The organism is Kitasatospora sp. YST-16, from assembly GCF_026802215.1.
Lineage (GTDB): Bacteria > Actinomycetota > Actinomycetes > Streptomycetales > Streptomycetaceae > Kitasatospora > Kitasatospora cineracea.
Genome location: NZ_CP113837.1, coordinates 6,905,041 through 6,923,668, shown reverse-complemented (window position 1 = coordinate 6,923,668; position 18,628 = coordinate 6,905,041). Strand labels below are relative to the sequence as shown.

Here is an 18,628-nt window from a genome sequence, read left to right as displayed (position 1 = left end):
TGCCGCCCGGGGTGTCCGCCGCCCCTCGGCCGGGGCGGCTCCGCTCTCCAGCCTGGGCGTGTTCCGGCGGGCGCGGGGAGGCCCCCGTCCTCCCTGGTCCTGACAGGGCCCCCGCTGGACGGCGGGCGCCGCACTACGGTGGCGGTATGAAGGACGAGGAATCCGGCAACCGGCTCGGCCGCTACCTGCGGGCCCGGCGCGAGCTGGTCTCCCCCGCGCAGGCGGGGCTGCCGCCGGGCGGGAACCGCCGGGTGCCGGGCCTGCGCCGGGAGGAGGTGGCGCTGCTCGCCGGGATCAGCCCCGACTACTACCTGCGCCTGGAGCGGGGGCGCGACCGGAACCCCTCGCCGCAGGTCCTCGACGCGCTCGCCCGGGTGCTGCGGCTCGACGACGTCGAGCGGACGTACCTGCTCGGCCTGGTCGCGGCCCGTCCGCGCGCACCGCGGCGCCGGCGGCCCGAGCAGGTGCCGGCCCGGGTGCACCAGTTGCTCGCGCACCTGCCGGTGCCCGCGTTCGTCGAGGGGCGCGCGTTCGACGTGCTGGCCGCCAACCCGATGGCGCTGGCGCTCTCCCCGCGCCTGCGGCCCGGCGAGAACCGGCTCCGCTCCCTGCTGCTCGACCCGGCGGAGCAGTCCTTCCACCAGGACTGGGCGAAGGCCACCGCCGACTTCGTCGCCGCCCTGCGCACCTCGATCGGGGACGACACCGACAACCCCCGGTTCGTCGAGCTGGTCGGGGAACTCGCGCTGTCCAGCCAGCGGTTCCGCACCCTGTGGGCCCGCCACGACGTCCGCGACCTCGGCGGCGGCACCACCACGCTGCACCACCCGGTGGTCGGCGAGCTGCGGCTGCACCGCGACAAGCTGCCCGTGGACGACGTCATCCTGGTCGTCTACTACCCCGACCGGGGCAGCGACAGCGACGGGAAACTGCGGCGGCTGGCCGAGCTGGCCGAGGCTTCCGAGGCGGCCGAGCCCGCCGGGGAGGGGGAGGGCTGACGGCCCGTGCCGGGTCGGGGTGGAGGTGGCACGGGCCGCCGGGCGGCGTGCTGCGGTCAGAGGATCTGGATGGACTTCACCCGGGGCGGGTGGTTGGGGAAGGTGATGTCGTGCCAGCGCTCGATCTTCACCGAGTCGCCGTTGACGTCGTAGTAGACGAGGTCGTTGTTGCCGGTGGAGATCCGGTCGATCCACCAGCCGCCGAAGTCGGTGCGGCCGGCGTTGGCGTAGCAGTCGACGCTCTGCTGACCGTCGAGGTGGGACCAGATCTTGAGGTAGTTCTCGCCGCCCTTGCACTCGATGTGGTCGATGGCGTAGGCGTTGCCGCCGGGCACGGCGACGGTGAAGGCGGCGGCAGCGGCAAAGGCGAGCGTTGCCGAGCAGGCGGCCCGCTTGGTCCTCGAGAACACGGAGTCTCCTTGGGTGCGAGGCCCGCTGACACACCGTCAGCGGGCCTGGGAGACCTCAACGTACCGAGGGGCGGCGACCGTCCGGGCACACCACTCCGAACACGAACCAGGGTTGCGCCACTTCACCCGTTCGTGTTCGCAGCGTAGAACGGCGACTGGTCGAGGGGGCGGGCCAGGAAGGCGAGTTGGAGGCCCTGGTCGAGGCGCAGGCGCAGGGCCTGGTCGGTGGCGAGGGCCTGGCCGAGGCGGTTGGCGAGGGCCTGGACGGCGGCCGGGTCGGTGGCGGGGTCGGCCAGGACCAGGGCCAGGGTGGCGTCGGCGTCCGCGGCCGGGGCGAGGTGGGCGGCGGTGACGGCCGGTTCGGCGGCGAGCAGGGCGCGCAGGGCCCGGTGCACCTCGGGGTCGCGGTGCGGAGGGAGGTAGCGGCGGTTCTCCGCGACGGCGCGCAGCCGGGCGCCGGAGAGCTGGTAGGTGACCGGGCCGGCCGGGTCGATCAGCAGGGTGTCGGCGCGCTCGGCGAAGGCCACCATCGCGGCCTGCGGGGCGACCACCGGGGCCGGGCGGGCGTCCGCGCGCCAACTGGCCATCGCGGCCAGCGAGGTGAACGCGGGCAGGGCGCGCCGGCCGTCCGGGGCCTCGACGAGGGGGACCGCCATGTCGCTGGTCTTCTCGTGCTTGTGCCCGTCGGCGCCCACCTCGACCTCGCCGAGCAGCGCCACGATGGGCACCATCAGCCGGCTCGGGGTGAGGGCGGCGAGCAGGTCGGGCTCGGTGGCCGGGTCCTGCTGCCAGGCGGTGAGGGCCGCGACGAGGGCGGGGTCGGCGGTGCCGTCGTCCTCGGCGAACCCGGGATTGGGGATGTTCTTGCGCTCCACCCCGAGAGCGTATGCCACGTTTACCCCGGGGCCGGTCGGAGTCGCGGTGCGGTGCGAGGCGGTGCGAGGCGAGGCGGTAGCGGTGCGGGGTGGGGTGGGGCGGGGTGGCCGGGATTGGGGGTCCGATGGATCTACCGTCCAGTAGGGGGATGTGGCAGTCTGCGCCCATGGCACTCGTTGAAGCCGCCGCGACCGGTGGCACCGTCTCCGACCGGGCCCGTTACGACCGGGCGACGGCGCACCTGGACACGCCGCTGGCCGTCGTCGACCTGGCCGCGTTCGACGCCAACGCGGCGGACCTGGTGCGGCGGGCGGGCGGGAAGCCGATCCGGGTGGCGTCGAAGTCGGTGCGGTGCCGGGCGCTGCTGGAGCGGGTGCTCGGGATGGACGGCTTCGCGGGGGTGATGAGCTTCACGCTGGCGGAGACGCTGTGGCTGGTGGAGTCCGGGTTCACCGACGTGCTGCTGGCGTACCCCTCGGCGGACCGGGCCTCGTTCGGGCGGCTGACCGCGGACCCGGAACTGGCCCGCCAGGTCAGCGTGGTGGTCGACGACGTGGCGCAACTGGACCTGATCGACGCGGCCCGGGAGGGTTCGGCGACGGTGCGGGTCTGCCTGGAGCTGGACACCTCGCTGCAACTGCTGGGCGGCCGGATCCGGGTGGGGGCGCGGCGCTCGCCGCTGCGGACGCCCGAGCAGCTCGGCCGGTTCGCCGAACTGGTGGGCCGCCGCCGGGGGTTCGAGGTGGTCGGGCTGATGGCGTACGAGGGCCACGTGGCGGGCGTCGGGGACGCGGTGGCGGGGCGGCCGCTGCGGTCGGCGGCGGTGCGGCTGATGCAGGCGAAGGCCCGCGCGGAGCTGGCGGTGCGGCGTGCCGAGGTGGTGCAACGGGTGCGCCAGGTGGCCGAGTTGGAGTTCGTGAACGGCGGCGGCACGGGCAGCGTGGAGTCGACGGTCGCGGAGCGCGCGGTGACCGAGGTGGCGGCCGGGTCGGGGCTGTTCGTGCCCCGGCTGTTCGACAACTACCGCGCGTTCCGGGGCCGTCCGGCGGCGCTGTTCGCCCAGCCGGTGGTGCGGCGGCCGGGGGTGGGCGTGGTGACGGTGCTGGGCGGCGGCTACCCGGCGTCCGGCCCGGCGGGGGCGGACCGCTCCCCCGTCCCGTACCTGCCGGCCGGGCTGCGGTACGACCCGCAGGAGGGCGCGGGCGAGGTGCAGACGCCGCTGCTGGGGTCGGCCGCGGACGACCTGCTGATCGGCGACCGGGTGTGGTTCCGGCACGCGAAGGCCGGTGAACTGTGCGAGCGCTTCGAGCAGTTGCACCTGGTCGAGGGCGACACGGTCACCGAGACCGTGCCGACGTACCGGGGCGAGGGGCACACCTTCCTGTGACGGGCCCCGGGGTGAAGTGACCGGGAGGACGGGAGGAATCGGGGTGCGCCCTCGGCCCTCCGGCTGGGAGGGTGGGCCCGGGCGCCTGGAGGTGGCTGCGCGGTGGCGTGCGCCGGCCGGCGGTGAGGTGAGCCGTGGCGCGGTGCACGCGTGGGCGGTTCCGTGGGTGGAGGGCCCGGGCGCGCGTGCCGACTTCGAGGACCCGCTGGTGGTGACGGCCCTGCAGTACCTGCGCGGTTTCGACCTCTGCCGGGGTCCGGACCGTCCCGGCGTCCACTGGCACGGGAGGCCCGGTGCGGGCGAGTGGCTCCGCTCGCTCGACGAGATCGCCGACGGGCTCGGCCGGTGGCTGGAGGAGTGCGCGCGCCACGACGCGGATCCGCGGGGCTGGATCCGCTCGGCGCGGGAACGGGCGAGGGCGTACGTCCGGGCCGAGGAAGCGGAGCGCGGCCCCTCCTGACCGTTCCCCACGGGCGGAGCCGGTCAGGCGGCCCGGCCGGCGGCCCGTGCGGCGGCCCGGAAAAACTCCGGAAGTTTTTCTCCGCGTCCGTGTCGAGAACCCGCGAGCGGCTCCGTCCCAGGGGTGGAGGCGGCCACAATGGGCCGCACGAGGACCGAGGAGTGAGAACCATGGCGAAGTACCTGCTGCTCAAGCACTACCGCGGCGCGCCGGAGCCCGAGGGGTTCGTGCCGATGGACAAGTGGACGCCGGAGGAGGTCACCGCGCACATCCAGTACATGCGGGACTTCGCGGCGAAGCTGGAGGGGACCGGCGAGTTCGTGGACGCGCAGGGGCTCGCGCCCGAGGGGACGTGGGTGCAGTACGGCGGGGAGGGGAAGCCGCCGGTGACCGACGGGCCGTTCGCGGAGACCAAGGACCTGATCGCCGGCTGGATGATCATCGACGTGGACGGCCGGGAGCGGGCGCTGGAGCTGGCCGCCGAGCTGTCGGCGGCGCCGGGCGCGGGCGGGGAGCCGATCCGCGAGTGGCTGGAGCTGCGCCCGGTGATGTCCGAGCCGCCGACCGTCACGGAGTGAACGGGATGGCGTCCTCGGCCGTGGACGAGTCGCTGCTGCGCGTCCTCACCCCGGAGGTGCTGTCCGTCCTGGTCCGCCGCGGGGCCGACTTCGCGGCGGCCGAGGACGCCGTCCAGGAAGCCCTGGTGGAGGCCGTCCGGCGCTGGCCGGACGAGCCCCCGCGGGACCCGAAGGGCTGGCTGGTGACCGTCGCGTGGCGGCGCTTCCTGGACGCGGCCCGGGCCGACACCGCGCGCCGCCGCCGCGAGGACGCGGTGGAGGAGGAGCCGGGGCCAGGGCCGGTGCCGGACCGCGACGACTCGCTGCGGCTGTACTTCCTGTGCGCGCACCCGTCGCTGACGCCGTCCTCGGCGGTGGCGCTGACGCTGCGCGCGGTCGGCGGGCTCACCACCCGGCAGATCGCCGCCGCGTACCTGGTGCCGGAGGCCACCGTGGCGCAGCGGATCTCCCGGGCCAAGCGCACCGTCTCGGGCGTGCGGCTGGACCGGCCCGGGGACGTGGCGACGGTGCTGCGGGTGCTGTACCTGGTCTTCAACGAGGGCTACTCGGGGGACGTCGACCTGGCCGCGGAGGCGATCCGGCTGACCAGGCAGCTGGCGGCCCGGATCGACCACCCGGAGGTGTCCGGCCTGCTGGCGCTGATGCTGCTGCACCACGCCCGCCGGGCCGGGCGGATTGCGCCGGACGGCAGCCTGGTGCCGCTGGCCGAGCAGGACCGGACCCGCTGGGACACCGCCGCGATCACCGAGGGCGTCGCCGTCCTGCAGGCGGCGCTGGCCCGCGACCGGCTCGGCGAGTTCCAGGCCCAGGCCGCGATCGCCGCGCTGCACGCGGACGCGCCGACCGCCGCCGAGACCGACTGGGTGCAGATCGTCGAGTGGTACGACGAACTGGCCGCGCTGACCGACAACCCCGTGGTGCGCCTGAACCGGGCGGTCGCCGTCGGCGAGGCGGACGGCCCCCGCGCGGGCCTGGCCGCGCTCGCCGCGCTGGACGGGTCGCTGCCCCGGCACACCGCCGCCCGCGCGTACCTGCACGAGCGGGCCGGCGACCTGCCGACCGCCGCCGAGCTGTACGCCCGGGCCGCCGGGGCGGCCGGGACGGAGGCCGAGCGGAACCACCTGATCCGGCAGGCCGCCCGGCTCAACACCCTGCTGCGCGACGGGGGTTGAGCGTCCGGACGGCAAGGCTGCGGCCCGGCGCGGTGCCCCCTCCGGGTGGTGGGGGCGGTGCGCCGGGCCGTGGTGCGGACAGCGTGGTGCGGACAGGGGACCGGTCAGGTCGTGGTGCCGCCGGTCAGGTGGTGGTGCCGCCCGAGCCGCCCGCGAAGGAGCCGGCGTCGACCTTGGTGATGCTCTTCAGGATGCTGTCCATCTGGTCCGGGCCGGGGGCCTTGTCGGCGATGTCGAAGCCGAAGTGGACGGCGGTCAGCGCCTTGCCGTCGGCGGTCGGGAAGACCACCGTCTCCACGTAGCCCGGGTTGCCCTTCGCCGCGTCGACCTGCCAGCGCACCAGGTAGCCGGAGCGGCCGGCCACCGTGACCGCCTCGTTCTTCAGCTCCTTGTGGCCCTTCAGGTCGCCGTAGGAGTCCTTCGCGGCGGCGGCGATGTCGTCCTGCGCGGCCTGCTTGGCGTCGGTGCCGCTGATCTTGCCGGTGGTGACCCCGCCCAGCGAGCAGTTGTCCGCGCCGTCGACGCAGGTGTAGCTGCCGGTGTAGATGCCGGCGTAGCCGTCCTGGGTGGTGCCGCCGGTCCAGCCGCTCGGGATCGGCAGCGAGATGCCGTTGACCATGTCGATCGCGGTCTTGGCGTTCGTCCCGCTGCCGCCGCCGTTCCCGCCCGGACCGCCGCCCAGTCCACCGCCGCTGCCTCCGGTGCCGCCCTTGCCGTTCCCGCTGCCGCCGCCGAAGTCGAACGGGTTGCTGGGGTTGCCGTTCTCGCTGCCGTTCCCGTTCCCGTTCCCGTTGCCGTTGCCGTTCCGGCTGCCGCCGCCCTGGCCGCCGCCGAAGCCGTTGCCGCCGTAGTGGCGCCCGTCCGAGCTCGGGGCGGCGGACTTGGTGCCGTCCCGGTGGCCGTCCATCGCCAGGTAGGTGACGCCGGAGCCGACCGCGAGGCCGAGCACGGCGGCGACCGAGGCGGCCACCAGTACCGGCTTGGACGGCTTGGACGACTTGCGGGGGGCCGGCTCGGCCGCGAACTGCCCGGCGTACGGGGGCAGCGGCGGGTAGTGCACGGTCTGCCCGGAGGCGTCCAGCACGGTGCCCTCCAGGACGGCGGTGTCCTCGGGGCCGGGAGCGCCCGTGCCCGCGGCGGGGCCCGGGGCCGGTGCGGCGTCCGCGGGCTCCGGCTGCGCTGCGGGGGCCGGGCGGGTCTCGGCGGTCCAACCCTTGCCGTCCCACCAGCGCTGGGGGCGGGGGTCGCTGTCGGTGTCGACTGGGTCCGGGTACCACCCGGCCGGAATCTGCTGCTCGCTCACGGTAGAGACCCTAGGGGGCTGCGGATAAGCGGGAAATCAGCGCGGGGCCGCAAACGGGTGTCCGGCGATGAGATTCCGGTGAGAATCGCCCGCTCGCCCCCGCCGGGCCCCGCCGGGCCGTTCCCGGACCGCTCCCGGGGCGGTCCCGAGACGGCCCCTTGTGCCGTCCCGGCTCCAGTGGGGGGCGTGTGCTGTGCTCCACGCGCCTGATGGGGCGCGTGCGGGTGGTGGGTCGCGCGGCAGGGGGCGCGCACGGGCGGCAGAATGCGCGCCATGACTTCTCGCCCCGTGATCGGCATCAGCACCTTCCTCATCGACGCCGGCTGGGGGCGGTGGGACAGCATGCGCTCCGTCCTGCTCCCCGCGCGCTACCCCGAGCTGGTGCGCGAGGCCGGCGGGATCGCCCTGATGCTGCCGCCGGACGCCCCGGAGCACGCCGCGGCCGTGGTGGCCCGGCTGGACGGCCTGGTGATCGCGGGCGGCGAGGACGTCGACCCGGCCCTGTACGGCGAGCGCCCCCACCCGGCGACGGTGGCCTGCGCCCCCGAGCGCGACCTGTGGGAGGCCGCGCTGATCCGCGCCGCGCTCGCCGCCGGCACCCCGCTGCTGGGCATCTGCCGGGGCATGCAGCTGCTGAACGTGGTCTGCGGCGGCTCGCTGTTCCAGCACCTGCCGGACGTGGTCGGCGAGGAGCTCAGCCACCTCGGCGAGCCCGGCGAGTACGGGCGGCACGCGGTCCGCCCGGTCCCCGGCACGCTGCTCGCGGACCTGCTGCCGGAGGAGTCGGTCTCCGTCCCGACCTTCCACCACCAGGCGGTGGCCCGCCTCGGCGAGGGCCTGACCGTCAGCGCGTACGCCGAGGACGGCACCGTCGAGGCGGTCGAGGGCGCGGGCTTCACCGTCGGCGTCCAGTGGCACCCCGAGCAGGGCGAGGACCTGCGGGTGGCCCGCGCCCTGGTGCACGCGACCCGGCTGGCCCCGCTCACCGCCCCGGCCGCCCCGGTCGTCCCGGTCGCTCCCGTGCGCTGAGGCCCCGCCCGCCGGGGCCCCGCGTCCGGTCGGCCCAGTGCGGTGTCCCCCGTTGGGCTGGTTCCCGCCGGGGTGCGGTGCGGGCTGCGCCGATGCGGGGCGCGCGGGAGAACGACAACGGTCACCACTGCAGCCTTTGGATCTTCCTCCGATCTGGGGTTCACTTCCGGTGCGGACACCAGAACGGAGGGATCCCGATGGCCGGGCAGGACCACGACCACGAGCACGAACACGGCGGGCACGGCGGGCACGGCGGGCACAGCCACGCGGTCTCGGCGGACGCGGACCGCAAGTGGCTGTGGAGCGCCCTGGTCCTGCTGGTGGTGTTCATGGCGGGCGAGGTGGTGGTCGGTTTCGCGGCCCGCTCGCTGGCGCTGATCTCGGACGCGGCGCACATGCTGACCGACGCCGCGTCGATCGCGCTGGCCCTGGTGGCGATGCGGCTGGCGGCGCGTCCGGCGCGCGGCGGCTACACGTACGGGTTGAAGCGGGCCGAGATCCTCTCCGCGCAGGCGAACGGGGTGACGCTGCTGGTGCTGTCGGCCTGGCTGGGCTACGAGGCGGTGACCCGGCTGGTCTCGCCGCCCGCGGTGCAGGGCTCGCTGGTGCTGGTGACGGCGCTGGTGGGCGTGGTGGTGAACGTCGCGGCGACCTGGTGCCTGTCGAAGGCGAACCGGTCCTCGCTGAACGTGGAGGGCGCGTTCCAGCACGTGCTGACCGACCTGTACGCGTTCGTGGCGACGGCGGTGGCGGGCGCGGTGGTGCTGTTCACCGGCTTCGTCCGGGCCGACGCGATCGCCTCGCTGGTGGTGGTGGCGCTGATGCTGCGGGCCGGGATCGGGCTGGTCCGGGACTCCGCGCGGATCTTCCTGGAGGCCGCGCCGGCCGGCATCGACCCGGACGCGGTGGCGGACCGGCTGGTGGCCGTCCCGCAGGTGGAGGAGATCCACGACTTGCACATCTGGGAGATCACCTCCAACCAGCCCGCGCTGTCGGCGCACGTCCTGGTCACCCCGGGCGGCGACTGCCACGCGGTGCAGCACGAGCTGCAGCGCCGGCTGCGCGAGGAGTACCGGATCACCCACGCCACCCTCCAGGTCGACCACGTCGGCGAGGACGGCCCGGACGGGCTGCTGCAGATCTCCCCGAACAGCGCGGCCGCCGCGGCCTCGGCCGGGGAGCAGGGCCGCGACCACTGCGGGGACACCCACGGACCGGTGCACCGCTCGGGCCCGCACCCGCACTGACGGCGCACCGCCCCGGGGCTGTCGGCGGGATGCGGCATGATCGGGGGGTGACCGCACCGACCGCTCCGAGCGTCCCGACCGCGCCCCGCCTGATGCTGCTGGACACCGCCAGCCTCTACTTCCGCGCCTACTTCGGCGTCCCGGACTCGCTGCGCTCCCCGCAGGGCGAGCCGGTGAACGCGGTGCGCGGCCTGCTCGACTTCATCTCCCGCCTGGTCCACGACCACGGCCCGGACCAGCTGGTCGCCTGCACGGACGCCGACTGGCGCCCGCAGTGGCGGGTCGACCTGATCCCCACCTACAAGACCCACCGGGTCGCCGAGGCCGCGCAGGACGGCGAGGAGGAGGTCCCGGACACCCTGGCCCCGCAGGTCCCGGTGATCGAGCAGGTGCTGGACGCCCTGGGCATCGCCCGGGTCGGCGTCCCCGACTACGAGGCCGACGACGTGATCGGCACCCTGGCCACCCGCGCCACCGGCCCGGTCCGGATCGTCACCGGCGACCGGGACCTCTTCCAGCTGGTCGACGACGCCCGCGGCGTGCAGGTCGTCTACCCGGTCAAGGGCGTCGGCGCCGCCCAGCTCGTCGACGAGGCCGCCCTGTTGGAGAAGTACGGCGTCACCGGCGCCGAGTACGCCGACATGGCCGCCCTGCGCGGCGACCCGAGCGACGGCCTGCCGGGCGTGAAGGGCATCGGCGAGAAGACCGCGGCCCAGCTCATCCGCGAGTACGGCGACCTGGCCGCCATCCGCGCCGCGGCGGCGGACTCCGCCTCCAAGCTCACCCCGGCCCGCCGCAGGAACCTCATCGAGGGCGCCGCCTACCTCGACGTCGCCCCCACCGTCGTCCGCGTCGCCACCGACGTCCCGCTCCCGGAGTTCGACCCCGTCCTCCCCCGCGAGCCCCGCGACCCCGTGGCCCTCGAAGCCCTCACCGCCCGCTGGGGACTCGGCAGTTCGGTGACCCGCCTGCTCGAAACCCTCGCGGCCGCCCGCTGACGACGCGGTCGGGCAGCGCTCTCCGCGCGCCCGGGAGCACCCGCCCGGATTGCGGCCCGGCGCCGACCTGACGGACGCCCCGCCCGGTCGGCGCCCGGGCGACTGATGATGCGTCAGAGGCGCAGCAGGTTGCGGGCGTTGGTCGAGCCGATGCGGTGTTTGACCTCCTCCGGGAGGCCGGTCCGTTCCAGGGCGGCGACCGCGGCGGCGGTCTTCTCGTAGGGGTAGTCCACGGCGAAGAGCACCGCCTCGGGGCCGAGCACGTGCACCAGCGCCTCGACCGCGGCCGGGGACAGCACCCCGCTGGTGGTGGCCAGGACGTTGCTGCCGAAGTACTGCGAGGGGCGGCGCAGCAGCGGGGCCGGGGGGCTGAGGGTGGCGTACCGCGAGTCGAAGCGGGAGAGCTGGAAGGGCAGGAACTCCCCCGCGTGGCCGAGGATCATCCGGGCCGCCGGGTGGCGGTCGAAGACGCCGGAGAGGACGATCCGCATGGCGTGCCCGCCCGTGGTGGCCTGCCAGCTCCACAGTGCGCCGTCCATCTCCGGGTGGCCGGACAGCACGTGCCAGGAGTCCGCGGGCGGCATGCCCGGGTGCAGGTAGAGCGGCACGTCGAGTTCGGCCAGGGCGGCCCAGAGCGCGTCGAAGGCGGGGTCGTCGAGGTACCTGCCCTGGACGTGGTCGTTGACCAGGGCGCCCTTGAAGCCCAGTTCCCGCACCGCGCGCCGGAGTTCGGCGACGGCGGCGGCCGGGTCCTGGAGCGGCAGCGCGGCGAAGGCGGCGAACCGGTCGGGGTGCGCGGTGACGATCGCGGCCAGCGCGTCGTTGGCGTAACCGGCGTTCGCCACCGCGCGGGCCGGGTCCGGGTCCGCCTCGATGCCGGGGACGGTCAGCGAGAGCACCTGGACGGCGATGCCGTTGGCGTCCATGTCCGGCAGCCGCAGCCCGGTGACGTCGGGCAGCCGCCGGACCACGTCGGCGACGAAGGCGGGGTCCAGGCCGGCCGGCACCGGGAACGGGGGGCGGCGCTCGGCGAGGCCGGGGATCGCGACGGCCTCCTCGATCGCGACGTAGCCCGCCCTCACGCCGCACCCGCCGTCGGGACGAGGATCCCGGCACCGGCCGTCGGCGCCTCGGCCTCGTCCAGCATCAGCGCCGCGACGGTGGCGCGGGAGGCGTGCGGCGGCAGCAGCGGCCTGGGGTACTGCGCCAGCGGGACGTTGCGCCGGGCCGCGCCGACCTCGCCGACCCGCAGGTCGGGCGCGTGGAAGACGGTGGCGCCCCCGGCCAGCACGATCGTGTCGGCCGCGCCCTTCTCCGCCAGCTCCTTGCCGACGAACAGCTTCAGCACCCCGTGGTAGATCCCGCCGCCGGCGCCGGTCGAGGCTCCCGAGCCGAGCGCTCCGAGCCAGAGGGTGCGGACCGGCAGCCCCGCCACCAGCCGGGCGCCGGCCAGCAGGGTGCCCGGGCCGTCGCCCTTGCCGATGCCGAGCGCGGAGACGAGGACGTCCACGTCGGCCAGCTCCGGGAACTCCTGCGGCCTGGTCACGTCCGCCTGCCGGACCTCGACCCCGCCCCGCGCGGGCGGGGCGTACCGCTGCGGGCTGCGAACCAGGGCGACCACCTCGTGGCCCCGGTCGAGCGCCTGTTCCGCGACCAGGCGGCCGACCCGCCCGGTCGCGCCGAGGACTGCGATGCGCATGGCGACTCCATAACTGAACAGGTGTTGGTTAAAGTGAGTGAACACGTGTTGGTGATGGGTGTCAAGGCGGGTCCGGACGGGTTGGGGCAAGGTCAGAACGGGTTGGGGCAAGGTCAGGACGGGTCGGCGGCACCGAAAGGTAAGGTGATCTCCCGTCGCCGACAGGGAGGATCCGGGACATGGGCGGTGAGGAGGCGCCGCGCCGCCGGCGCAACCCCCGCGGGCAGGGACAGGTGCTCAGGGCCGAGCTGATCGAGGCCGCGGCCCACCTGCTGGCCACCCTCGACCAGCCCGAGACGCTGACCCTGCGACAGGTCGCCCGCGAGGTCGGGGTCGCGCCCGCCAGCATCTACAGCCACTTCCCCGACCTCGGGTCACTGGTCCGGCACGTGCTGCGCCTGCGCTACGCGGAGCTGGCCCGCCTGATGGACGAGGCCGCGGCCGCGGCCGCCGACCCCCTCGACGACCTGGTCGGCCGCTGCGCCGCCTACGTGCGCTGGGGCGTCGAGCACCCCGGCGAGTACCGCACGCTCTTCGGCGGCCGGATGCCCGCCGACCTCGCGCTGCTCCAGGACCACGGCGCCGGCGAGGCGCTCCTGGGCTCCGTGATCGCCTCGCTCGCGGCCGTCCGGGAACGCGGCGGCGAGCAGTCCGCCCCCGCCCGGCAGTGGCAGGACGGGCTACTGCTCTGGACCGGGCTGCACGGCCTGGTCGTGCTCTACAACGACCACGGCGAGCTGCCCTGGCCGCCGCTGGACGCGCTGGTCGCCGACCTGCTCGGCCTGCACGCCGGACGGCCAGCGGAGGAGGTCGCGGCGCGCCTCGCGGCGGGCTGAACCCCGGCGGTGCTGCGCAACGCCGGACGCCAGGAACCCTTCACACCCCGCGGGATCGCGAACCCAAACCCTGTTCAATATCAGCCACGGGAAAAGCTCTTGACGGGGCGCCACCGACAGACCCCCAAGTCGCAGGTGGCCTGAACCCGCGATGCAGCTCCTGAAAGGCCGTCGCACCCTGGAGCATCACCCGCGACCGGAACCTCTTTCAGCTGGTCGACGACGCCCCGACGTGCAGGTCGTCTACCCGGTCGAGGACGTCGGCGCGGCCCAACTCATCCGCGAGTGCGCTGAAGGAGGACCGGATCTGCCTCAACGGCTCACTAGCCTCGGGCTTTCATGACGGCTGCCCGGCTGGCTCGTCGTAGATCCTTGGGATAGCCCGTGATCTGGGCATTTCTGTCTCTGGCCAGGTGTCAGCTTGAGTGTGGTGCGAACACCTCTGGGGTGAACTCTCATCTGTCGGACGCAGTAGCTGGCACGCTGTCTCCATGGACATGGAGGCACTCAGCGTGGATGACTACGAGTCGGTGCGTGCGAGTCGGAGATTGGACGCCCGAAGCGGAGTGGTGACGCTCAACGCCATGATGGAGGCGTGGGAGGCATTGGTGCAGGACGTTGAGGAGGGGTTCGACGCCGAACTCGTCTGGGAGTACCCGCAGATGCTTCGCTGCCGTGCCTGGTTGGCAGAGGCATGGCCCGGGTTCACCGACAGGATTCGGGCCGAGCGGCAGGCGGAACTCGAAGCGCTGGACGCCCGCTTCGAGCTGGCTACCGTGCCACTGCACGGCCAGGCCGACAAGGCGAAGTGGCACTCCCGCCGACCGCTGCGGATTGTCGGGGACACTTCGCTGGAACTACCGGCGTCCTGGTGCCTGTGACACGTTCCAGCCGGCGTCCAGGAATCGGGCAGGATCCCGGAGAGTGCCGCTGAGCTGGGAAGACAGGGATTGTCTAGGGTCCTGTCCGACCAGCGAAAGAGGCACTCTCCGGGTGAGTAAGCGTATCGGGTCGTACCCGCGTGTGCGGGTGTCGGATGGCGGCGGTGGGGTGGTCTCGCAGGTCGGCGGGGTGCTGCTGGTGGAAACGGCCCGAAAGACGGGGCTGGCCGATGCGCTGTCGGTGACGCTCGCGCCGTGGCGCAAACCCAGGGCAGTGCACGACCCCGGCAAGATCCTGCTGGATCTCGCGCTGACGGTGGCGCTGGGCGGTGACTGCCTGACGGACGTCGCGATGCTGCGGTCGGAGCCCGGTGTGTTCGGGCCGGTGGCCTCGGACCCCACGGTCTCCCGGCTGGTCGACACCCTTGCCGCAGCCGGACCACGGGCACTGGCAGCCGTTCGGCGGGCACGGGCCGAAGTTCGCGAGCGAGTCTGGCGGTTGGCCGGCCGGGCCGCTCCGGATGCGGGCGGCGACGTGGTCGTGGCCATCGACGGTGTGCTGGTCCTGGCCCACTCCGAGAAGGAGGATGCGGCCTCGATCTGGAAGAAGACCTTCGGCCACCACTCGCTGCTCGCGTTCGTCGACCACGGCCGGGAAGGCCCCGGCGAGCCCGTCGCCGGTCTGCTGCGGCCGGGGAAGGCGGGCAGCAACACCGCCGCCGACCACATCGCCGCCGCCCGTCTGGCGCTGGCCCAGATGCCGAAGAAATATCGGCGCGGACGGCGCACCCTCATCCGGACCGACTCCGGCAGCGGGACCCATGAGTTCCTCAACTGGCTGACAGTGCGCGGGCGGTGGCTGTCCTACTCGGTCGGGATGACCATCACGGAGGCGATCCATCAGGCGGTGCTACTGGTGCCCGCCTCGACTTGGACTCCGGCCGTCGAACCTGACGGCGCCATCCGCGACGGCGCCTGGGTCGCCGAGCTCGCCGGCGATGTCCTCAAAGGCTGGCCAAAGGGCATGCGACTGGTCGTGCGAAAGGAACGCCCGCACCCTGGCGCCCAGTTGCGCTTCACCGACGCCGACGGGATGCGGCTGACCTGCTTCGCCACCAACACCGTCGACGTTCCGATCGCGGCCCTGGAGCTGCGGCACCGCCAGCGGGCCCGCACCGAGGACCGCATCCGCGCCGCCCGCGACACCGGCCTGCGCAACCTGCCTTTGCACGACGCCACACAGAACCAGATCTGGCTGGAGATCGTCCAGCTCGCTCTCGACCTGCTTGCCTGGATGCCGATGCTCGCCCTGGACGGGCCCGCGCGTCGCTGGGAGCCCAAACGCCTGCGACTGCGACTGTTCTCCGCCGCCGCCCAACTCGTGACCACCGGCCGCCGCCGCTATCTCCGGCTCACCCGCCACTGGCCCTGGACCCAGACGATCACCACCGCCTTCGAGCGACTGCAAGCCCTGCCGAACCCCGGCTGACCAGCAACGACGCCCTCTCCCGACGAGTCATCCCCCGGCCGGAGCAGTGGAACCCGGCGCCCAACCGACGCGACAACCGGGTCGCAGACATGCTCACCACCAGCCCGAACACCCGAAACAACCCGCCGGATGAACCGACGGACCGTCACGAAAGATCGAGGCTAGTCTTCCAGCCACTGAGCACCCGCCGCCTGCAGGGGAAGGCCCTCGATGATCCTGCGGTCGATCTCGACTTCAGGATGGCCTTCCCCGTAGCGTTCCATATCGAGGTCCAACGCTTCCCTCCCGCATTCCAGGGCCTGTTCCCCCTCGCCCAGAACGGCATGTACCTGAGCCAGATGAATGAGCGCCGGCGATGCACCCTTCTGCGGTGTCGTTCCATGGGGGCGTAGGACCTCGAGAGCTGCCTGGAGATCAGCCTTGGCTTCTTCCAGGCGGCTCCGGGAGAAGCCCGCTGCGATGAAGCGGCACCTGCCTCGAATCGCCAGGAAAGACGAGTGGAGGTCACTTGCAGGGCTGTAGTGCTCTTGCAGGAGAGCCTCCGCCCGGTCGAGGAATGGAATCGCCTCTGTGGCGTTCAACCGATCCAGTTCGGCATCTGCTGCGGTGAGCAGCCCTTCCACGTAGATCCTGTCGTGGCGATCCCGTTCGCTCTTCCCCAACTCCTCGACCAGAGCCCGCGCGTTTTCCACGCGGGACTCCGGGTCTCCGTTACCAAGAGCGATGTCGGTGGCGTCAAGGAGCAGCGCCCCCTGCCAGGCCGTGTTACGAGCGGAAGGCTCTGCCGCGATCTCGGCAACCGCCCAGTGATGAAGGTCCATCGCCTCTACGGTTCTTCCCACCAGTGCCAGGAGCTTCGCACGAACACGTGCGGAGAAGATGACCTGACTCCCTGTCGGCCGACCGGGCCGAGCGTGGGAACCCCGTGGGTCCGGAAGGTTCTCCAGCACCTCCTTGGCCAGCGGGACAAGCGAGAACCAGTCCGCGACTTGCCCTAGCCAGGCATATGCATGACGCGTTTCCAGGAAGCTGCCGCTCTCTGCAGCTACTTCAACATTCTCACGGGCGATCGCAATTGCATGGTCCTGGTTCCCGGAGATCGCAAGGGCCCTGGCATAGACAGCTCGGGAGCTGAAGCGCGAGACCTTGTCAGCGAGGCCCCGTCGGTGGGCGGACTCCACCAGGTCGTAGGACTGGCGGGCAAGGGGCAGGCCTTCTTCGGCGCCTTTCACGTCGCAAAGCTTGACGGCCAGCTCCATTCCCAGGGCGATAACCACCGGACCGTCGAACCCGACATCACGTGCATGTCCCAAGACCGCTTGTGCATGTCCGACGAGAGCGTGGAAGCGGTTGACGCCTCCGTTCCGCCCCTCTGCCAGGAGTCCGGCGCACAGGCCGATGGCCGCCTCGACCCATGGCTGAGCGTCATCGTGTGCACTCTGAACCACTCGTCGGACGATCGGGTGAACACTCATATGTCCTCGGTCCAGTCCGATCAGACCCAACCCTGCCAGCACGGCGACCGCCCCGTCTCTCCTGACAGGGTTCTCGAGTTCGACTCTCGCCCACAAACCCCGTTCGTCGGAAATCGACCCCCACTCTGCAACGGACACCTCCTTCCGGCGTCGTAGCAACCCGTGCCGAGGGCCCGGGCGCACAGTATGCCTCTCGGTGACAAAAGGCCTGATCGGTGCGGTGTCGAAAATGTGGAGCGGGAACGGTTCAGCCCCGAAGTACGAGCTGATGTCGAGCAGCCGCAGCGCGAGCGCATCACGGCGTTCGACTTCTTGAAGTGCCAGCTGGACCGTCCTCAGTACCGTCTGCGGGTGGCCGCTCGCCTGCCCCTGTCCCATGACCGCGAGAGGGTCCAGGTCCAGCCGCTCCAGAAACTCCGAGAGCTCGATTCCCACCGAATGGCAGTAGTTGACCGCCTGAGCGAGCGCGAGTGGATGGTCGCCGAGCGCCTCCGCCAATCGCTCACCGTCATCCGGCGGGAAGTCGGGAAGGGCCCTCCTGAGGAAATCTCTCGTCTCCAGACGGGACCAGACTGTAAGCGGGACTTTCCGGAAACCTTCATCGAGATTGTTGCTGGTGCTAGTGATGACTACTCGGCACACGGAGCGGCGCGGAATGAGTCCACGTACCGCATCCGGTTCGGTCACCCCGTCGATGATGAGTAGAGTTTCGGGGCCCCTGGGCAGGGCCGCTGCGGCCGGGCCCATCAGTCGGTCGACACCGGATGCGGGCCGGACATCACCCTGCAGGTGCTCCAGACCGGCGATCAGGCTGGCCCTGGTGCTGCCGTCGATCACCACAGGTTTGAGGCACTTCCCTGCCATCGTCGCCGCGAAGTGCACCGCCAGGCTCGTCTTCCCGGTGCCCGACAGGCCGTGGATGACGACGGGCGCGACCGGATCGGCTGTCCCGGGTGCGAGGAGACGGGCCAGTTCGTCGAGTTCGGCAACCCGACCGGTGAACATCGGATCGGCGACCCAACCCGGATCGGGTAGAACCGACTGCCCCGGCGAACCTAAGGCGTCCGCCGTCCCCAGCAGCACCGCGCGGATTTCTTCCGCGCTCAGGTAGCGATCGTGCCGGGTGACCGAATCCTGTCGCTCCGCGCATTCGCGGACCGTGGACGTTACTCGGTGCAATCTCGCTGCTCGTGACTCCGGCAAGTCCGTACCCGCCTGGCGCACCCGTTCCACCAGGGCGCGGTAGCACTGGTCAGCGTGCCGGGTGTCACGATGATGCGTGACCAGGTAGCTGGCCGTTCGCCGCACTCCGATATCGGAGATCTCGTTACGCCGCGGCATGGGGTGCTTGGGCAGCCGGAAGGCTGCGAGAAACTCCGCAGCCTCGGATTCGCTGGTCTTCAACATCCCTGCGACTCGGCGGGTGACGGCCTGGCCGGCTTCACGGCTCGATCCGTTGCACGTCTTCCACAAGTCCTGGGCCGGACCGCTCATACCCGCGTTGCTCAGGAAAGTGGTCGTGCAGATCCGACCCGAATCCGCCCAGGCGGTGAACAGGTCAGCAAGGACGGCGTCCTTCCCCAGGGCACTCCAAGTCCATCCGCTGTCCGTCCGGTGATGCGGCTCGCGGTGTTTGATCGACACCAACTCGGGCCTGCCACGGTCGGGAATCAGGACAAGGTCGGTCGAGTACTCGATCAGGACCCCCACCAAGCCCGATGCCAGATGCTGCAGGATAGTGAGAGCGACGCACTCGTCCTGGTAGTCGTAACGGGCTCTGGTCTGTGGGG

The 18,628-nt window shown here is 72.6% G+C and carries 17 protein-coding genes; 11 read left to right on the top strand and 6 right to left on the bottom strand.

Annotated features, from left to right (window positions below; translation table 11 throughout):
• Positions 1-146 precede the first annotated feature (146 nt).
• Positions 147-998, top strand: a complete 852-nt coding sequence (locus OU787_RS31105; RefSeq protein WP_030461552.1) for a helix-turn-helix transcriptional regulator — start codon at positions 147-149, stop codon at positions 996-998.
• A 56-nt stretch (positions 999-1,054) separates the two neighbouring features.
• Here the strand turns inward: OU787_RS31105 and OU787_RS31100 are convergent, their stop codons facing one another.
• Positions 1,055-1,408 carry a beta/gamma crystallin domain-containing protein gene (locus tag OU787_RS31100; RefSeq protein ID WP_030461551.1) on the bottom strand — a complete coding sequence of 118 codons (354 nt, stop codon included), beginning with the start codon at positions 1,406-1,408 and terminating at the stop codon, positions 1,055-1,057.
• Positions 1,409-1,530: 122 nt separating this feature from the next.
• Positions 1,531-2,283 (bottom strand): SseB family protein, encoded by a 753-nt coding sequence (locus OU787_RS31095; protein WP_030461550.1) that lies wholly within the window; start codon positions 2,281-2,283, stop codon positions 1,531-1,533.
• 167 nt (positions 2,284-2,450) lie between these two features.
• On the opposite strand from OU787_RS31095, the gene OU787_RS31090 reads away from it, so the two are divergent.
• The 4 genes from OU787_RS31090 (at position 2,451) to OU787_RS31075 (ending at position 5,881) form a co-directional block, all read left to right on the top strand.
• Entirely contained in the window at positions 2,451-3,671 is a 1,221-nt protein-coding gene (locus OU787_RS31090) for an amino acid deaminase/aldolase (RefSeq protein WP_268661356.1), read from the top strand.
• 142 nt (positions 3,672-3,813) lie between these two features.
• Positions 3,814-4,131, top strand: a complete 318-nt coding sequence (locus OU787_RS31085) for a hypothetical protein (RefSeq protein ID WP_268661355.1) — start codon at positions 3,814-3,816, stop codon at positions 4,129-4,131.
• A gap of 170 nt (positions 4,132-4,301) precedes the next feature.
• The gene (locus OU787_RS31080) at positions 4,302-4,709 is read left to right on the top strand and encodes a YciI family protein (RefSeq protein WP_268661354.1); all 408 of its coding nucleotides are present in this window, start codon (positions 4,302-4,304) and stop codon (positions 4,707-4,709) included.
• Positions 4,710-4,729: 20 nt separating this feature from the next.
• Positions 4,730-5,881 carry an RNA polymerase sigma factor gene (locus OU787_RS31075; RefSeq protein ID WP_030461544.1) on the top strand — a complete coding sequence of 384 codons (1,152 nt, stop codon included), beginning with the start codon at positions 4,730-4,732 and terminating at the stop codon, positions 5,879-5,881.
• Between the two features lie 124 nt (positions 5,882-6,005).
• On the opposite strand, the gene OU787_RS31070 is transcribed toward OU787_RS31075, so the two are convergent.
• On the bottom strand, positions 6,006-7,184 hold the full coding sequence (locus tag OU787_RS31070; RefSeq protein WP_051817198.1) for a DUF2510 domain-containing protein: 1,179 nt from the start codon (positions 7,182-7,184) through the stop codon (positions 6,006-6,008).
• Positions 7,185-7,457: 273 nt separating this feature from the next.
• On the opposite strand from OU787_RS31070, the gene OU787_RS31065 reads away from it, so the two are divergent.
• The 3 genes from OU787_RS31065 to OU787_RS31055 all read left to right on the top strand — a co-directional run bounded on the left by OU787_RS31065 (position 7,458) and on the right by OU787_RS31055 (position 10,458).
• Positions 7,458-8,213 carry a gamma-glutamyl-gamma-aminobutyrate hydrolase family protein gene (locus tag OU787_RS31065; RefSeq protein ID WP_030461541.1) on the top strand — a complete coding sequence of 252 codons (756 nt, stop codon included), beginning with the start codon at positions 7,458-7,460 and terminating at the stop codon, positions 8,211-8,213.
• Positions 8,214-8,410: 197 nt separating this feature from the next.
• Positions 8,411-9,460, top strand: coding sequence for a cation diffusion facilitator family transporter (locus OU787_RS31060; RefSeq protein WP_030461540.1), 1,050 nt, complete (start codon positions 8,411-8,413; stop codon positions 9,458-9,460).
• A gap of 92 nt (positions 9,461-9,552) precedes the next feature.
• Complete coding sequence (locus OU787_RS31055; RefSeq protein WP_030461539.1) at positions 9,553-10,458, top strand: 5'-3' exonuclease; 906 nt, start codon at positions 9,553-9,555, stop codon at positions 10,456-10,458.
• A gap of 113 nt (positions 10,459-10,571) precedes the next feature.
• On the opposite strand, the gene OU787_RS31050 is transcribed toward OU787_RS31055, so the two are convergent.
• Both OU787_RS31050 and OU787_RS31045 read right to left on the bottom strand, forming a co-directional pair.
• Entirely contained in the window at positions 10,572-11,540 is a 969-nt protein-coding gene (locus OU787_RS31050; protein ID WP_051817197.1) for an amidohydrolase family protein, read from the bottom strand.
• Positions 11,537-12,157, bottom strand: a complete 621-nt coding sequence (locus tag OU787_RS31045; RefSeq protein ID WP_030461537.1) for an NAD(P)-dependent oxidoreductase — start codon at positions 12,155-12,157, stop codon at positions 11,537-11,539. Before OU787_RS31045 ends, OU787_RS31050 begins: the two co-directional genes overlap by 4 nt.
• Positions 12,158-12,336: 179 nt before the next feature.
• Between OU787_RS31045 and OU787_RS31040 the strand changes: the two genes are divergently transcribed.
• The 3 genes from OU787_RS31040 to OU787_RS31030 all read left to right on the top strand — a co-directional run bounded on the left by OU787_RS31040 (position 12,337) and on the right by OU787_RS31030 (position 15,363).
• Positions 12,337-12,993: a TetR/AcrR family transcriptional regulator gene (locus OU787_RS31040; protein WP_051817196.1), complete on the top strand. Its 657-nt coding sequence runs from the start codon at positions 12,337-12,339 to the stop codon at positions 12,991-12,993.
• Positions 12,994-13,484: 491 nt separating this feature from the next.
• Positions 13,485-13,874, top strand: coding sequence for a hypothetical protein (locus OU787_RS31035; protein ID WP_268661353.1), 390 nt, complete (start codon positions 13,485-13,487; stop codon positions 13,872-13,874).
• Between the two features lie 112 nt (positions 13,875-13,986).
• A complete protein-coding gene (locus OU787_RS31030) occupies positions 13,987-15,363 on the top strand; it encodes an IS1380 family transposase (protein ID WP_268661352.1) in 1,377 nt (458 codons plus the stop codon).
• A 161-nt stretch (positions 15,364-15,524) separates the two neighbouring features.
• On the opposite strand, the gene OU787_RS31025 is transcribed toward OU787_RS31030, so the two are convergent.
• On the bottom strand, positions 15,525-18,548 hold the full coding sequence (locus OU787_RS31025; RefSeq protein WP_268661351.1) for a hypothetical protein: 3,024 nt from the start codon (positions 18,546-18,548) through the stop codon (positions 15,525-15,527).
• Between the last annotated feature and the right edge of the window lie 80 nt (positions 18,549-18,628).

What these genes read in the sequence shown, in the direction of transcription:
- OU787_RS31090 (WP_268661356.1), top strand. Translation starts at nt 2,451, where the DNA reads ATGGCACTCGTTGAAGCCGCCGCGACCGGTGGCACCGTCTCCGACCGG.
- OU787_RS31060 (WP_030461540.1), top strand. Translation starts at nt 8,411, where the DNA reads ATGGCCGGGCAGGACCACGACCACGAGCACGAACACGGCGGGCACGGC.
- OU787_RS31045 (WP_030461537.1), bottom strand. Translation starts at nt 12,157, where the DNA reads ATGCGCATCGCAGTCCTCGGCGCGACCGGGCGGGTCGGCCGCCTGGTC.
- OU787_RS31035 (WP_268661353.1), top strand. Translation starts at nt 13,485, where the DNA reads ATGGACATGGAGGCACTCAGCGTGGATGACTACGAGTCGGTGCGTGCG.
- OU787_RS31105 (WP_030461552.1), top strand. Translation starts at nt 147, where the DNA reads ATGAAGGACGAGGAATCCGGCAACCGGCTCGGCCGCTACCTGCGGGCC.
- OU787_RS31080 (WP_268661354.1), top strand. Translation starts at nt 4,302, where the DNA reads ATGGCGAAGTACCTGCTGCTCAAGCACTACCGCGGCGCGCCGGAGCCC.
- OU787_RS31065 (WP_030461541.1), top strand. Translation starts at nt 7,458, where the DNA reads ATGACTTCTCGCCCCGTGATCGGCATCAGCACCTTCCTCATCGACGCC.
- OU787_RS31055 (WP_030461539.1), top strand. Translation starts at nt 9,553, where the DNA reads ATGCTGCTGGACACCGCCAGCCTCTACTTCCGCGCCTACTTCGGCGTC.
- OU787_RS31040 (WP_051817196.1), top strand. Translation starts at nt 12,337, where the DNA reads ATGGGCGGTGAGGAGGCGCCGCGCCGCCGGCGCAACCCCCGCGGGCAG.